The sequence below is a fragment of the Sulfitobacter indolifex genome (assembly GCF_022788655.1).
GTDB classification, from domain to species: Bacteria; Pseudomonadota; Alphaproteobacteria; order Rhodobacterales; family Rhodobacteraceae; genus Sulfitobacter; species Sulfitobacter indolifex.
Genome location: NZ_CP084951.1, coordinates 66,375 through 80,364, shown reverse-complemented (window position 1 = coordinate 80,364; position 13,990 = coordinate 66,375). Strand labels below are relative to the sequence as shown.

Below are 13,990 nucleotides of genomic sequence, written 5' to 3'. Positions count from 1 at the left end.
GTATGGCGGACAAACAAGAGCGTAAACGAGGTCTCGGCCGGGGGCTTTCGGCGCTGATGGCTGACGTAGCAGAGACAGAAAGCGTCGCCGCTAAGGGCGCCGGGGCTGCGGAGCAGTTCGTTCCGATTGAGCGGATCAAACCGAACCCTGATCAGCCGCGCAAGCGCTTTGAGCAGGAGAACCTCGACGATCTGGCGGCTTCGATCCGTGAAAAGGGCGTTATCCAGCCGTTGATCGTACGGGCAATGAGCGATGGTAACTTTGAGATTGTGGCCGGTGAACGCCGTTGGCGTGCGTCACAGATCGCTAAGATTCATAGCCTTCCGGTCATTGTGCGCGAGTTCACTGATGTCGAAGTACTAGAAGTTGCGATCATCGAGAACATTCAGCGTGCCGACCTTAACTCTGTCGAAGAGGCGGCGGGCTATCGTCAGTTGATGGACAAGTTTGGTCATACGCAGGAAAAAATGGCAGAAGCTTTGGGCAAAAGCCGGAGCCATATTGCGAACCTGCTTCGTCTGCTGAACCTGCCTGAACCTGTGCAGGAGATGGTGCGTCAGAGTGAGCTGAGCGCTGGACATGCACGTGCGTTGATCCCAGCAAAGGATCCGATGAAGCTTGCACAGCAAGTCATCAAAGGCGGCCTTTCTGTGCGTGCGACAGAGGCTCTGGTCAAGAAAGACCACGCCGGTGAGCGCGATAATATGGTAAATAATGCACGCCTCTCGCAGCGCAAAGAGAAGGATGCTGATACTCAGGCGCTTGAAGGCGACCTGTCAGCTAACCTTGGATTGAAGGTCGAATTGGACCACAAGCCCGGCCAAGAAGCAGGTAAGGTGACACTGCATTACACCTCGCTTGATCAGTTAGATGAGATTTGTCGCTTGTTGGGTGGGGCTTAAGGAAGAAGCGTTTCGATCACTGCGTTCAATACGATAACGCCTTGATCTGAAACGATTAAACGATCTCCTTGACGTTCTGCCATGCCGATATCTTGTAGGTGAGCCACGGCATTTTCGTCAATCGCATGCCCAGAGATGGCAGCATAACGCGCAAGGTCGACACCTTCTTTTAGGCGCAGACCCATCAAGAGAAACTCCGTCGCCTGTTCGCCTCGGCTAATGGCAACACGGGGTTTCTCTGCTTCGTTTTTCGCCACGCCATCCAACCAGCGTTGTGGATTACTGTAGGCGACGGTGGCTAGCTTTTGACCGTTAAGTGTTAACCGCCCATGTGCGCCGGGACCGATCCCAATGTAATCACCATAGCGCCAATAGATCAGATTATGCCGGGATTGCGCGCCATCACGGGCGTGGTTAGAGACCTCGTATGCCGGCATGCCCATCTCATTGCAGATCTCTTGGGTCATCATGAACATATCTGCACCCAGATCTTCGTCTGGCAATCCACCCAACTTACCGCGGGCATAACGATCACCGAATGCGGTGCCTTGTTCGATGGTAAGTTGATAGAGAGAAATATGATCGATCGCGAGGGACAGAGCCTGTTTTAATTCAGCTTCCCATTGAGCGGCGGTCTGATCCTGTCGCCCATAGATGAGATCAAAGCTGACGCGCTCAAAGGTGTTGCGTGCGATATCAAAGGCAGTCATCGCCTCATCGGCGGAATGTAGACGGCCAAGGCGTTTGAGATCTGCGTCGTTTAGAGCCTGTATCCCCATCGAGACACGGGAAACCCCTGCCTGCCGATAGGCAGCGAAACGGCCAGCCTCGACAGAACCGGGGTTGGCTTCGAGCGTGATTTCCAGATCATTGGCGGTGGGCCAATGGCGGCGAATAGCGGCGATGATATCTGCGACCACATCAGGGTCCATCAAGCTGGGCGTACCCCCACCGAAAAAGACGGCGTTGAGGATACGACCTGGCGTTTCGTCTGCAGCACGTTGCAATTCAGCGAGATATGCATCGCGCCATGCGGATTGGTCTATTTGACGGCTGACGTGGCTATTGAAGTCGCAATAGGGGCACTTTGCCTCGCAAAATGGCCAATGGATATAGAGACCGAAGCCGCCTTGTCGCCAATCTTCACCCAAAACAGCCTGCAATCAATTTAGCAAATGCATCGGCGCGGTGGCTGATGCTGTTTTTCTGCGCTGCGTCCATTTCAGCAAAGGTGACATCATGGCCGTCTGGTTGAAACATGGGATCGTAGCCGTGCCCTTGTTCGCCGCGCATGGGCCAGACCAAAGTGCCGTTAACCTTGCCCACAAAGACTTCGTCATGGCCGTCGGGCCATGCCAGAACCAGCGTCGCGCAGAAACGGGCGCGGCGGGGGTGGGGGGCGTTCTTTTCTTCCAGTAGATCGCGTGTCTTGGTCATGGCCATAACAAAGTCGCGGCCATTCTCGGTTTCGGCCCAATCGGCGGTATAGACACCGGGTGCGTTGTCCAACGCCTCGACTTCGATGCCTGAATCGTCGGCCAGCGCGGGCATTCCGGTGGCTTTGGCCGCTGCGTGTGCTTTGATACGCGCATTGCCGACAAAGGTGGTTTCAGTCTCTTCTGGCTCGGGCAGGTTCATCTCAGCCGCGCCAAAGACGGACACCCCATGGGGCGCAAACAGTTGGCTCATTTCGGCCAACTTGCCCGCGTTATGCGTGGCGATCAGGATCCGGCTTTCGGTGAACTTACGGGTCATGCGGTGACCGATTTTTGGATCGCGGCCAGCTCTCCGACGCCTTTTTCAGCCAGGTCCATCAGTTGGTTCATCTGGTCGCGGGTATAGGTAGAGCCTTCGGCGCTCATCTGGATCTCGATCAACTTGCCGGAACCGGTCATGATGAAGTTACCATCGACGCCTGCTTCGGAATCCTCGGGGTAATCGAGGTCCAACAGCGGTTGGCCCGCGTAAATGCCACAGCTTACCGCGGCGACCGGATCAACCAGCGGATCAGAAACGACATCACCCGCTTTCATTAGCTTGTTCACTGCCAAACGCAGGGCGATCCAACCACCCGTGATCGAAGCGCAACGGGTGCCGCCGTCAGCTTGCAACACGTCACAGTCAACGGTGATCTGCCGCTCTCCAAGGGCGGAGCGGTCAACGCCAGCGCGCAGGGCGCGGCCAATCAGGCGCTGGATCTCAACCGTGCGGCCGCCTTGCTTGCCCAAAGCGGCCTCACGGCGCATCCGCGTGTTGGTGGCGCGGGGCAGCATGCCGTATTCGGCGGTCACCCAACCCAGACCCGAGCCTTTGATAAACGGCGGTACGCGGTCTTCGATTGTCGCGGTGCACAGTACATGGGTGTCGCCCATTTTGATCAGGGCCGACCCCTCGGCATGTTTGGTGAAACCTGTCTCGATCGAGACGGCGCGCATTTCATCGAGTTTCCGGCCAGAGGGACGCATGACATATCCTTTTTAATGTTGCCCGGGGATACCGCCCCACAAGGCTTTGATGCAACCCCGATTGACGTTTGCCCGGCTTGTACCTTTATTAGAGATGAGAGCGAGCATAGATGAAAAACACGCCTGAACTGCTGAAAGACATGAATGACCGATCCCGCGAAGTGTTTCGCCGGGTGGTCGAAGGCTATCTGGAAAACGGTGATCCGGTGGGATCGCGGACGCTGACGCGGGATTTTAGTGAGAAGGTTTCAGCGGCGACGATCCGAAACGTGATGCAGGATCTTGAGTATATGGGCCTGTTGGACAGCCCACATGTCTCGGCCGGGCGTATTCCGACGCAGATGGGCTTGCGGATGTTTGTCGATAGCATGATCGAAATCGGCGACCCTACCGAGCTGGACCGCGAGAAGATCGACGCGACGTTGGGAAATAATTCCTCTGATGTCGGTGGGTTGCTGGACCGTATCGGTTCGGCCTTGTCTGGTGTGACGCATGGTGCGTCCTTGGTTTTGACGCCAAAGCACGAAGCGCCGATCAAGCACATTGAGTTTGTCTCACTATCGCCGGATCGGGCGCTGGTGGTGTTGGTCTTCTCGGATGGGCATGTGGAGAACCGGCTGTTCACCCCGCCGCCGGGGCAAACCCCAAGCTCAATGCGCGAGGCCGCGAATTTCCTGAACGCCTTTGTAGAAGGCAAGACGATCAGCGAGTTGCAGCGCAGCATCAAACGAGAAATCGCCAAGCGCCGTCAAGAGATTGACGTTCTGGCGCAGCAACTGGTCGAAAGCGGCGCGGTGCTATGGGACGGAGACGGCGAACATTCCGAGCGACTGATCGTGCGCGGGCGGTCGAATCTGCTGGGCGGAGAGGGTGAGGCGGAGGATCTGGACCGCATCCGGAGCCTGTTTGACGACCTAGAGCGCAAGCGGGACATTGCCGAATTCCTCGAACTTGCCGAAGATGGCGAGGGTGTGCGCATTTTTATCGGCTCAGAAAACAAACTTTTCTCACTTTCGGGTTCCTCTCTGGTGGTTTCCCCTTATATGAACGCTGATCGTAAGGTGATCGGGGCCGTGGGTGTCATTGGCCCGACACGCTTAAATTATGGACGTATCGTGCCGATCGTGAATTACACGGCACAACTGGTGGGAAAGCTGATTTCCGACCGGAACTAGAGGTGGAACATGGCAGAGCCGAAAGAAAACGACTTTTTGGACGAGATCGACAGCGCCGAAGCTGAAGAATACGCCGAAGACATGGCCGAGATCGACGAAGAAGCCCTCGCGGTAGAAGAGTTGCGCGCCGAGCGCGACCAATATCGCGACCGTTTCATGCGCGCACTGGCCGATGCAGAGAACGCGCGCAAGCGGTCCGACAAGGACCGTCGTGAAGCCGAAAACTATGGCGGCTCAAAGCTCGCCCGTGACATGCTGCCGGTCTACGACAACATGAAACGCGCCCTGGAAACCACGACGGACGAACAGCGCGAAGCCTTGGGTCCGTTGTTGGAGGGTATCCAGCTGACAATGCGTGAGCTGCTGAGCGTTTTCAAAAAGCACGGCATCGAAGTGATCGCACCTGAAGTGGGTGACAAATTCGACCCTAAGCACCACGAAGCGATGTTTGAGGCCCCTGTGCCGGGCACCGTTGCGGGTGAGATCATTCAGGTCGCCGCTGAGGGTTTCATGCTGCACGACCGTCTGCTGCGCCCCGCGCAGGTTGGGGTGTCTTCAACCCCGGCAAGCTGACGCTTATTCAGTTAGGTTTTGGAAGAGGCGGTCAGGAATTGGCCGCCTCTTTCAGTTTGTAGATCAGTTCAAGCGCTTCGCGGGGGGAGAGTTCATCGGGGATGATCTCTTTCAGCTTTTCCTCAACGGCGGAGGATTTGGCCGCTTTGGGCTGTGGGGCAGGGCTGACCGCAAAGAGCGGTAGGTCGTCAATCAGCGTTTTCTGGGTGGTGCCGCCTTCGCGCTCGCCCTTCTCCAACGCTTCGAGCACCACACGAGCCCGTGCAATCACCGGCGCGGGCAGGCCTGCCAATTGCGCGACCTGTACGCCGTAAGACCGATCTGCGGCCCCCTTGCGGACCTCGTGCAAAAAGACGACTTCGCCCTCCCATTCCTTGACCGCCACGGTGGCATTATCGACCCCCGGCAGTTTCCCAGCCAGCGCCGTCATTTCGTGGTAGTGCGTGGCAAAGAGTGCGCGGGCACGGTTCACATCGTGCAGATGCTCCAAAGTGGCCCATGCGATCGACAGACCGTCATAGGTCGCCGTGCCGCGGCCGATCTCATCCAAAATCACCAGTGCCCGATCATCGGCCTGGTTCAGGATCGCGGCGGTTTCGACCATTTCGACCATAAAGGTCGAGCGGCCCCGCGCCAGATCATCCGACGCGCCGACACGGCTGAAAAGCTGGCTCACGATGCCGATATGTGCCGACGTCGCGGGGACGAAACTGCCCATCTGCGCCATCAACGCAATTAGCGCGTTCTGCCGCAGAAAGGTCGATTTACCCGCCATGTTCGGACCGGTCAGCAGCCAGATATTGGCGGCGTCATTCTCGGCCCCCAGATTGCAGTCATTTGCGATAAAGGGCTCGCCCGATTTCTGCGCCAGTGCGCGCTCGACGACAGGATGCCGCCCGCCTTCGATCTCAAACGCGCGGGACATATCAACGCGGGGGCGGGTCCAGTTTTCACTGCGGGCGAGGTCAGCCAGCGCGGATGCCAGATCGATTTCGGCCAGCCCGGAAGACGCTTGGCCAATCTCGGCGGCTTGGTCCAAGATCGCGCTGCGCAGACGTTCATAGAGCCGTTTTTCAATCTCCTGCGCATGGTTGCCAGCGTTAAGGATTTTCGTCTCCAACTCTGAGAGTTCGACCGTGGTAAAACGCACTTGATTGGCGGTTGTTTGACGGTGGATGAATGTCTCTGACAGCGGGGCAGAAAGCATTTTTTCCGCGTGGGTGGCGGTACATTCGATGAAATAACCTAGCACATTGTTGTGCTTGATCTTAAGCGACGAAATCCCCGTATCAGAGACAAATTGCTGCTGCATGCCAGCGATGACCCCACGCCCTTCGTCGCGAAGCTCTCGGGCGGAATCAAGGTCTTCGTCGTAGCCAGGCGCTATGAACCCCCCATCACGGACCATCAGAGGCGGCTCTGCCACCAGTGCCTGATCTAGCAGGTCAATCAGATCGCCATGGCCTTGCAGCCCTTCGGCGGCGCTGCGCAACAGATCTGGCAGTTCATGCTGGGTTAGAGACTGATGAAGTGCTTCGGCCTCAATCAACCCATTGCGGATTGCAGCAAGGTCGCGTGGGCCGCCCCGGTCCAGCGAAAGCCGTGACAGCGCGCGGTCGAGGTCTGGGACATTGCGCAGACGCTCACGGATATCCTGCGCCACGCGAGGGGTGTCAAAAGCAAAGCTGATCGCATCTGCGCGGGCGTTGACCACCTCGATCACCCGCGAGGGGCTTGAGATCCGCCGTTCCAACAGACGCGCGCCGCCTGCGGTTGCAGTGTTGTCCATGATCGACAGCAATGACCCGGTGCGGCCCCCGTTGAGGGAGTGGGTCAGTTCCAGATTGCGCCGTGTCGCCGCGTCGATTTGAACCGTGCGCGCTTCGGCCTCTTTCTGTGGCGGGCGCAGCAATGGCAGATTGCCGCGTTGTGTGATCGTGAGGTATTCTATTACCGCGCCCATGGCCGAAACCTCGGCGCGGGTGAAGGTGCCAAATGCTTCAAGTGTGGCGATATCAAACAGGTCGCAAATTCGTTTCTCGGCACTGGTGCTGTCGAAGGCGGACCGCGCCAGCCCAGTCAGCGCGATGCCGAAATCAGAGACAACTTCTTGCAATTCGCTCTCTTTAGCCTCGGATACGATCAACTCAGACGGTGCAAGCCGCGCCAGTTCCGGCCCCAGTCGGACCTGCGCCAGGGGCATCACGTGAAACGCTCCGGTAGAGATATCAACCCACGCCATCGCGCAAGCATCACGCACTTCGGCAAAGGCGGCGAGGTAGTTGTGGCGGCGTGCTTCTAACAAGGATTCTTCGGTCAGCGTGCCGGGCGTGACAAGCCGCACCACATCGCGTTTCACGACCGATTTATGGCCCCGCTTTTTTGCTTCTGCCGGGCTTTCCATTTGCTCGCAGACGGCCACGCGAAACCCTTTGCGGATCAGCGTCAGCAAATAGCCTTCGGCGGCATGGACCGGCACGCCGCACATGGCGATGTCTTTGCCCTGATGCTTGCCGCGTTTGGTCAGCGCGATATCCAGCGCCTCGGCCGCAGCGACGGCATCGTCAAAGAACATCTCATAGAAATCGCCCATGCGGTAGAACAGCAGCGCATCCGCGTGGTCCGCTTTAAGCTCGAGATATTGCGCCATCATCGGCGTTACTTTTTCTGTCTGCACGGCTGCCCCCTGTTGCAGCGCGGACCCTACAAAACCCCCCGGCGCAGCGAAAGGGGGGTGCGGCGACTTGAGCGGTCTTTGTCGTGCGATTTGCCCTGACGTAGGGCATGCGTTGTGCTGAACTCTGATCGTGGCTAAGAAGATTCCAAAGCAGAAAAAGGGTTATGTCGTGACGAGAAAGAACCGTATCACCTCTGAAGAGGCACTTGCCTTTCACCTTGAACCGACGCCCGGCAAGTTCGAGATCTCGGCCACGGTGCCGATGACCACGCAGCGGGACCTTAGCCTTGCCTATTCCCCCGGTGTTGCCGTGCCCTGTGAGGCGATCGCGGCGAACCCCGAAACAGCTTATGACTATACCAACAAAGGCAATCTGGTCGCCGTGATTTCCAACGGGACGGCGGTTCTGGGGCTGGGGAACTTGGGCGCGCTGGCGTCAAAACCGGTGATGGAAGGCAAGGCGGTGCTGTTCAAACGCTTCGCCGATGTGAACTCAATCGACATCGAACTGGACACCGAAGACACCGAAGCCTTTATCAATGCCTGCAAGCTGATGGGGCCGACCTTTGGCGGTATCAACCTTGAGGATATTAAAGCACCCGAATGTTTCATCATTGAGCAGCGGCTCAAAGAAGAAATGGATATTCCCGTTTTCCATGACGACCAACACGGCACGGCGGTGATCTGTGCCGCCGGGCTGATCAACGCGCTGCATCTGTCGGGCAAAAAGATCGAGGATGTGCGCATTGTGTTGAATGGTGCGGGTGCTGCCGGGATTGCCTGCTTGGAGCTGCTCAAATCGATGGGCGCGCGGCATGACAATTGCATCATGTGCGACACCAAAGGCGTGATTTATCAAGGCCGCACCGAGGGGATGAACCAGTGGAAGTCGGCCCATGCTGCGAACACCGAGCTTCGCAGCTTGGAGGAGGCGATGAAGGGCGCGGATGTCTTCCTTGGGGTGTCGGTCAAGGGTGCTGTGACCCCTGACATGGTCGCCTCTATGGCTGACAATCCGGTGATCTTCGCCATGGCGAACCCCGACCCTGAGATTACACCCGAAGAAGCGCATGAGGTGCGCATGGACGCCATCGTCGCCACCGGGCGTTCGGATTACCCCAATCAGGTCAATAACGTGCTTGGCTTTCCCTACCTCTTCCGTGGAGCGCTGGATATTCACGCACGCGCCATCAATGACGAGATGAAGATCGCTTGCGCCCATGCCTTGGCGCAGCTGGCGCGAGAGGATGTGCCGGATGAGGTTGCACTGGCTTACGGCAAAGCACTGACTTTCGGGCGCGATTATATCATTCCCACGCCTTTTGATCCGCGTCTGATCCACCGCATCCCGCCCGCCGTGGCGAAAGCGGGGATGGACACCGGGGCCGCGCGCCGTCCGATCATCGACATGGACGCCTATGAACTGGGCCTGAAATCGCGGATGGACCCGACCGCAAGTATTCTGCGCGGTATCAACGCGCGGGCACGGGCAAACCAAGCGCGGATGATCTTTGCCGAAGGCGATGATCCCAAAGTGCTGCGCGCGGCGGTCATGTACCAGCGCGCCGGGCTGGGCAAAGCCTTGGTCGTGGGCCGCGAGGACGATGTGCGTGCCAAACTGGAAGCCAGCGGCATGGAAGACGCGGTGCGCGAGTTGGAAGTGGTGAATGCCGCCAATACGCAGCATTTGGAAACGTACAAAGATTTCCTATACGGTCGTTTGCAGCGCAAAGGGTTTGACCGCAAAGATATCCACCGCCTCGCCTCGCGTGACCGTCATGTTTATGCAGCGTTAATGCTTGCCCACGGGCACGGCGACGGTCTGGTGACAGGGGCCACCCGCAAATCGGCGCATGTGTTGGAGCGGTTGAACCATGTCTTTGAGGCCAATGCCGAAGCGGGTGCCGCTGGGATCACGGCGCTGCTGCATAAGGGACGGATCGTCTTTATCGCCGATACGCTGGTGCATGAGTGGCCGGACGAGAATGATCTGGCCAATATCGCTGAAAGCGGTGCGCGCGTGGCACGGCATCTGGGGCTAGAGCCGCGCGTGGCTTTTGTGAGTTTCTCGACCTTTGGGTATCCGGTATCTGAACGGGCCGAGAAGATGCATCTGGCGCCCGAAGTGCTTGATCGGCGCGGCGTAGACTTTGAATATGAAGGCGAGATGACCGTCGATGTGGCGCTGAACGCTGCAAGCCAAGCCAATTATCCGTTCTCACGCCTAACGGGCCCTGCGAATATTCTTGTGGTGCCAGCGCGACACTCGGCCAGCATTTCGGTCAAGCTGATGCAGGAAATGGCAGGGGCCACAGTTATTGGGCCAATCCTGACGGGCTTGGATAAATCGATCCAAATTTGCTCTTCAACATCAACGGCAAACGACATCCTCAACATGGCCATCCTCGCGGCCTGCAAGGTGGGCTGATGATCTGGAACCTCGGCTCTATCAACGCGGATAACTTCTATCTGCTGCCCCATCTGCCGGGGCCGGGAGAGACCATTTCGGCCCGGGATTTCCGGCAAGGGCTGGGCGGCAAGGGGGCCAATATGTCGGTCGCCGCCGCGCGAGCCGGGACGCGGGTCATGCATGTTGGCGCGCTTGGTGCCGATGGCGGTTGGGCGCTGGAGCGCCTTTTGGAATACGGGGTCGAGACGGCGCATATCACTTTGATGGAAGGCGTGACCGGCCACGCCAATATCGCCGTCGATCTCGAGGGGGAGAACAACATCGTCATCTTTCCCGGCACCAACCACGAGATCACCGAAGAGATGATCGGCGCGGCACTCAGCGAAGCGTCCTCTGGTGATTGGCTGATGATGCAAAATGAAACCAACGGCCAACGTTTCGCGGCACAAACGGCCAAAACCTTGGGCCTAAAGCTTGCCTACGCGGCTGCCCCATTTGATGCCGAGGCAGTAAAGGCGATCATTGAACAGATTGATCTACTGGTGTTGAACGAGGTTGAAGCGGCGCAGCTTCGGGCCGCCACCGGGGGCGAATTGCGCCAGCTGCCTGTCGACGACATCGTTGTGACCTTGGGCGCGGGAGGCTGTGAATGGGTCTCTAACAAGGCGCATCGGATCGAAAGTTATCCTGCCTATCACGCCCAAGCGGTAGATACGACGGGGGCGGGTGACACGTTCACCGGCTATCTTGTTGCGGGTCTGGACAGGGGGATGACAATGCCACAGGCAATTGATCTTGCGATGCGTGCCGGCGCCCTCATGGTTACGCGCCACGGCACGGCAGATGTGATCCCCGACCTTAAAGAGATCAGGGACCACGATTTTCAGCGCTGAGCATAAATCTTAGAGCTTATTTTACAAAAGGCGCCGCGCCGCCCCAAAGCTGTTTCACACGTGCGTCACGCCCACAGCCACTGCGGTAGCGTTTGTAGGCTACTGATTTCTTTACCCCGACACCGACGCTGCTGAACGCCAGCCGTTCGCTGCTTTTATAGTAATCTTGGTGGTAATTCTCGGCTGGATAGAAGGTCGCATTGCCGAGAACCGGCGTCACGATCTTGGTGCCAAGAGCGGCCTGCGCCTCGGCTTTCGCTTGTTCTGCCGCACTCTTTTGGGCGGGGCTGCCGGCGAAAATCGCGGTGCGATAGCTTTCTCCGCGGTCGCAGAATTGGCCGCCAGCATCCGTGGGGTCAATCGAGCGGAAAAAGAGATTAAGCAGTGTATCGCGGCTGACCACTGCAGGGTCGAATTGGATTTGCACGGCCTCATAGTGACCCGTGTTGCTGCTTGTGACTTGTTTGTACGTCGGGTTTTTCGTGCGACCGCCAGCAAAACCTGACACGGCCTCTTTCACACCTTTGACGGATTCGAAATCCGCCTCGACACACCAAAAGCAGCCACCGGCAACGGTCAGCACTTCGGTTTCCGCCGCAGCCGCGGGACGGTTCTGTGCCGCAAATCCCAGCGTGATCGCGAGGGTAAGTATGGCGGGTTTGAACATTGATTTTCGGAACATGTCTGTCCTCCTCTGCCTTAGGGTTGCCGCTGGATAGAAGTTAACACAAGGGCGGGATGGGGAAAGTCACGCTGTGGTGAAAGTAGTTTACCGGTTGGCCCATTGGTCCGTCCTTTGGGCTATTTGCACACCATCTTGGCGATCTCACTGGGGTGCTATCCAGGAATAACCGTGCGAATTTAATGACTTCCGTTGGCGATGCCCCGGTCAAGAGTGGCAAAATGCAAAACGTCTGGAAAATCTCTCAGGATATTGAAACTTATCCCCGAGCCCTTTCGTGACTTCGTCACATTTCAAACGGAGGGAAAACCAAATGAAAAAAATTGCAAGCACTGTAGCCGCACTTTCCATGATTGCCGGTGGCGCTTGGGCTGATGCTCATGCCATGGCGATGGTCGAAGCATCGGGTCAAGATATGTCTAATGGCGTCGTTAGCGCCGATAAAGTTATGGCTGGCGAGAACGGTTGGTTGGTTGTGCACCGCACGGACGCCGACATGAAGCCAGGCCCGGTTGTCGGCTACGCGCCCTTGCGTGCTGGCGAAAACACCGACGTTGCCGCGATCCTGCAAGAGGAAGTGGCATCTGGCGATATGCTGATGCTGATGGTGCATTCCGAAGACGGCGGCATGAAAACTGGTGTGTTTGAATACACACTGGGTGCCACCGAAGATGGCCCCATCAAGCCGAATGGCGAGTTGGTAATGACGGTCGTCACTGCCGATTAATCCGACTGGTTTAGATGTGAAAAGGCCCGGGCGGGAACGTCCGGGCCTTTTCTGTTTGGGGTGGTTGGGGCGAGCCGCCGGGGGCGCTGCCCCCGGACCCCCGCGGGTATTTAAGAAAGGATGAAGGGGAAGGGGGCTTCCGTGCTTCAGCCTTTGAGACGTTTGTCGCGGGCAGCGAGCAGTTTGAGACGCAGGGCGTTCAATTGGATGAAGCCTGCGGCGTCTTTTTGGTCGTAGGCACCAGCGTCATCTTCGAAGGTCACATGGGCTTCTGAATAAAGGCTGTGATCTGACCAGCGGCCCACGGTGCGTACGTGGCCTTTGTAGAGTTTGAGGCGCACGGTGCCGGTGACATGCGTTTGGCTTGCATCGATCGCGGCTTGCAGCATGATCCGTTCGGGGCTGTACCAGAAGCCGTTGTAGATCAGTTCGGCGTATTTCGGCATCAACTCGTCTTTGAGGTGCATGGCGCCGCGGTCGAGGGTGATGGATTCAATGCCGCGGTGGGCCTCAAGCAGCAGCGTGCCGCCCGGGGTCTCGTAGATGCCGCGTGATTTCATGCCGACGAAGCGGCCTTCGACGAGGTCGAGACGACCGCAACCGTGTTTGCCGCCGAGTTCGTTGAGCTTAGTCAGGATCGTCGCTGGGGACATGGCCTCGCCATTGATGCTGACGGCGTCGCCGCGCTCGAAACCAATTTCGACATATTCGGGCGTGTCAGGCGCTTCTTCGGGGCTGACTGTGCGCTGGTAAACGTAGTCGGGGGCGTCGACGGCGGGGTCTTCGAGGACTTTGCCTTCGGAGGAAGTGTGCAGCAGGTTGGCATCAACCGAAAAGGGCGCTTCGCCGCGTTTGTCTTTGGCGATCGGAATTTGGTTTTCTTCTGCGAAGGCCAGCAGTTTGGTGCGGCTCGACAGATCCCATTCGCGCCAGGGGGCGATAACCTTGATGTCGGGGTTGAGTGCGTAGGCGGCCAGCTCAAAACGGACCTGATCGTTCCCCTTGCCGGTGGCGCCGTGGGCGACTGCGTCGGCGCCGGTTTCTTCGGCGATTTCCACGAGGCGTTTGGAGATCAGTGGGCGGGCGATTGAGGTGCCCAGCAGGTAGAGACCTTCATAAACCGCGTTGGCGCGGAACATCGGGAAGACGAAATCGCGAACGAATTCTTCGCGGACGTCTTCGATGTAGATATTTTCTGGGGCGATGCCCATCATCTCGGCCTTTTTACGGGCCGGTTCGAGCTCTTCGCCTTGGCCGAGGTCGGCGGTGAAGGTCACCACTTCGCAGCCATATTCGGTTTGCAGCCATTTCAGGATGATCGAGGTATCGAGGCCGCCGGAATAGGCAAGCACGACTTTCTTGGGCGCGGACATGACGGGGTTCCTTTCAAGTTCGCTCTGCGAGGTAGCGGTTTTCGGAGGCGCGGGCAAGATTGAAGCCTGCGTTGACCTGCGCAGGCTGCGCGCCTATCGACGAATGACAGCAA

12 protein-coding genes are annotated in these 13,990 nt (G+C 58.0%); 6 read left to right on the top strand and 6 right to left on the bottom strand.

What is annotated here, in order from left to right; all coding sequences use genetic code 11:
• Nucleotides 1-2: 2 nt before the first annotated feature.
• Nucleotides 3-902 (top strand): ParB/RepB/Spo0J family partition protein, encoded by a 900-nt coding sequence (locus DSM14862_RS00355; RefSeq protein WP_007118403.1) that lies wholly within the window; start codon nucleotides 3-5, stop codon nucleotides 900-902.
• On the opposite strand, the gene hemW is transcribed toward DSM14862_RS00355, so the two are convergent.
• From hemW to rph, 3 genes are read right to left on the bottom strand one after another with little or no spacing between them, the layout of a single operon-like run.
• A complete protein-coding gene (gene hemW, locus DSM14862_RS00350) occupies nucleotides 899-2,053 on the bottom strand; it encodes a radical SAM family heme chaperone HemW (protein ID WP_040700352.1) in 1,155 nt (384 codons plus the stop codon). The genes DSM14862_RS00355 and hemW overlap by 4 nt on opposite strands.
• Nucleotides 2,046-2,657 (bottom strand): RdgB/HAM1 family non-canonical purine NTP pyrophosphatase, encoded by a 612-nt coding sequence (rdgB, locus tag DSM14862_RS00345; protein WP_007118401.1) that lies wholly within the window; start codon nucleotides 2,655-2,657, stop codon nucleotides 2,046-2,048. The genes hemW and rdgB overlap by 8 nt, the downstream gene beginning before the upstream one ends.
• Complete coding sequence (gene rph / locus DSM14862_RS00340; RefSeq protein ID WP_007118400.1) at nucleotides 2,654-3,367, bottom strand: ribonuclease PH; 714 nt, start codon at nucleotides 3,365-3,367, stop codon at nucleotides 2,654-2,656. Before rph ends, rdgB begins: the two co-directional genes overlap by 4 nt.
• Before the next feature lie 110 nt (nucleotides 3,368-3,477).
• Here rph and hrcA point away from each other — a divergent pair, with 110 nt between their 5' ends.
• Nucleotides 3,478-4,542: a heat-inducible transcriptional repressor HrcA gene (gene hrcA, locus DSM14862_RS00335; RefSeq protein ID WP_007118399.1), complete on the top strand. Its 1,065-nt coding sequence runs from the start codon at nucleotides 3,478-3,480 to the stop codon at nucleotides 4,540-4,542.
• Nucleotides 4,543-4,551: 9 nt separating this feature from the next.
• A complete protein-coding gene (locus DSM14862_RS00330; protein WP_007118398.1) occupies nucleotides 4,552-5,115 on the top strand; it encodes a nucleotide exchange factor GrpE in 564 nt (187 codons plus the stop codon).
• Nucleotides 5,116-5,146: 31 nt separating this feature from the next.
• Here DSM14862_RS00330 and mutS read toward each other — a convergent pair whose 3' ends face one another.
• A complete protein-coding gene (gene mutS, locus DSM14862_RS00325) occupies nucleotides 5,147-7,768 on the bottom strand; it encodes a DNA mismatch repair protein MutS (RefSeq protein ID WP_007118397.1) in 2,622 nt (873 codons plus the stop codon).
• 193 nt (nucleotides 7,769-7,961) lie between these two features.
• On the opposite strand from mutS, the gene DSM14862_RS00320 reads away from it, so the two are divergent.
• Together DSM14862_RS00320 and DSM14862_RS00315 are read left to right on the top strand one after the other, a co-directional pair.
• The gene (locus DSM14862_RS00320) at nucleotides 7,962-10,220 is read left to right on the top strand and encodes an NADP-dependent malic enzyme (RefSeq protein ID WP_007118396.1); all 2,259 of its coding nucleotides are present in this window, start codon (nucleotides 7,962-7,964) and stop codon (nucleotides 10,218-10,220) included.
• Complete coding sequence (locus tag DSM14862_RS00315) at nucleotides 10,220-11,095, top strand: ribokinase (protein ID WP_007118395.1); 876 nt, start codon at nucleotides 10,220-10,222, stop codon at nucleotides 11,093-11,095. The genes DSM14862_RS00320 and DSM14862_RS00315 overlap by 1 nt, the downstream gene beginning before the upstream one ends.
• A gap of 16 nt (nucleotides 11,096-11,111) precedes the next feature.
• Here DSM14862_RS00315 and msrA read toward each other — a convergent pair whose 3' ends face one another.
• Nucleotides 11,112-11,777: a peptide-methionine (S)-S-oxide reductase MsrA gene (gene msrA, locus DSM14862_RS00310; RefSeq protein ID WP_007118394.1), complete on the bottom strand. Its 666-nt coding sequence runs from the start codon at nucleotides 11,775-11,777 to the stop codon at nucleotides 11,112-11,114.
• Nucleotides 11,778-12,090: 313 nt separating this feature from the next.
• On the opposite strand from msrA, the gene DSM14862_RS00305 reads away from it, so the two are divergent.
• Nucleotides 12,091-12,504, top strand: a complete 414-nt coding sequence (locus tag DSM14862_RS00305; RefSeq protein WP_007118393.1) for a DUF7282 domain-containing protein — start codon at nucleotides 12,091-12,093, stop codon at nucleotides 12,502-12,504.
• A 146-nt stretch (nucleotides 12,505-12,650) separates the two neighbouring features.
• Here DSM14862_RS00305 and DSM14862_RS00300 read toward each other — a convergent pair whose 3' ends face one another.
• Nucleotides 12,651-13,877 carry an argininosuccinate synthase gene (locus DSM14862_RS00300; RefSeq protein WP_007118392.1) on the bottom strand — a complete coding sequence of 409 codons (1,227 nt, stop codon included), beginning with the start codon at nucleotides 13,875-13,877 and terminating at the stop codon, nucleotides 12,651-12,653.
• Between the last annotated feature and the right edge of the window lie 113 nt (nucleotides 13,878-13,990).

Bases quoted from the DNA above. Each gene is read 5' to 3' on its own strand.
- mutS (WP_007118397.1), bottom strand. From the start codon at position 7,768: ATGATGGCGCAATATCTCGAGCTTAAAGCGGACCACGCGGATGCGCTG.
- DSM14862_RS00330 (WP_007118398.1), top strand. From the start codon at position 4,552: ATGGCAGAGCCGAAAGAAAACGACTTTTTGGACGAGATCGACAGCGCC.
- hrcA (WP_007118399.1), top strand. From the start codon at position 3,478: ATGAAAAACACGCCTGAACTGCTGAAAGACATGAATGACCGATCCCGC.
- DSM14862_RS00300 (WP_007118392.1), bottom strand. From the start codon at position 13,877: ATGTCCGCGCCCAAGAAAGTCGTGCTTGCCTATTCCGGCGGCCTCGAT.
- msrA (WP_007118394.1), bottom strand. From the start codon at position 11,777: ATGTTCCGAAAATCAATGTTCAAACCCGCCATACTTACCCTCGCGATC.
- DSM14862_RS00305 (WP_007118393.1), top strand. From the start codon at position 12,091: ATGAAAAAAATTGCAAGCACTGTAGCCGCACTTTCCATGATTGCCGGT.
- DSM14862_RS00315 (WP_007118395.1), top strand. From the start codon at position 10,220: ATGATCTGGAACCTCGGCTCTATCAACGCGGATAACTTCTATCTGCTG.
- DSM14862_RS00355 (WP_007118403.1), top strand. From the start codon at position 3: ATGGCGGACAAACAAGAGCGTAAACGAGGTCTCGGCCGGGGGCTTTCG.
- rdgB (WP_007118401.1), bottom strand. From the start codon at position 2,657: ATGACCCGTAAGTTCACCGAAAGCCGGATCCTGATCGCCACGCATAAC.
- rph (WP_007118400.1), bottom strand. From the start codon at position 3,367: ATGCGTCCCTCTGGCCGGAAACTCGATGAAATGCGCGCCGTCTCGATC.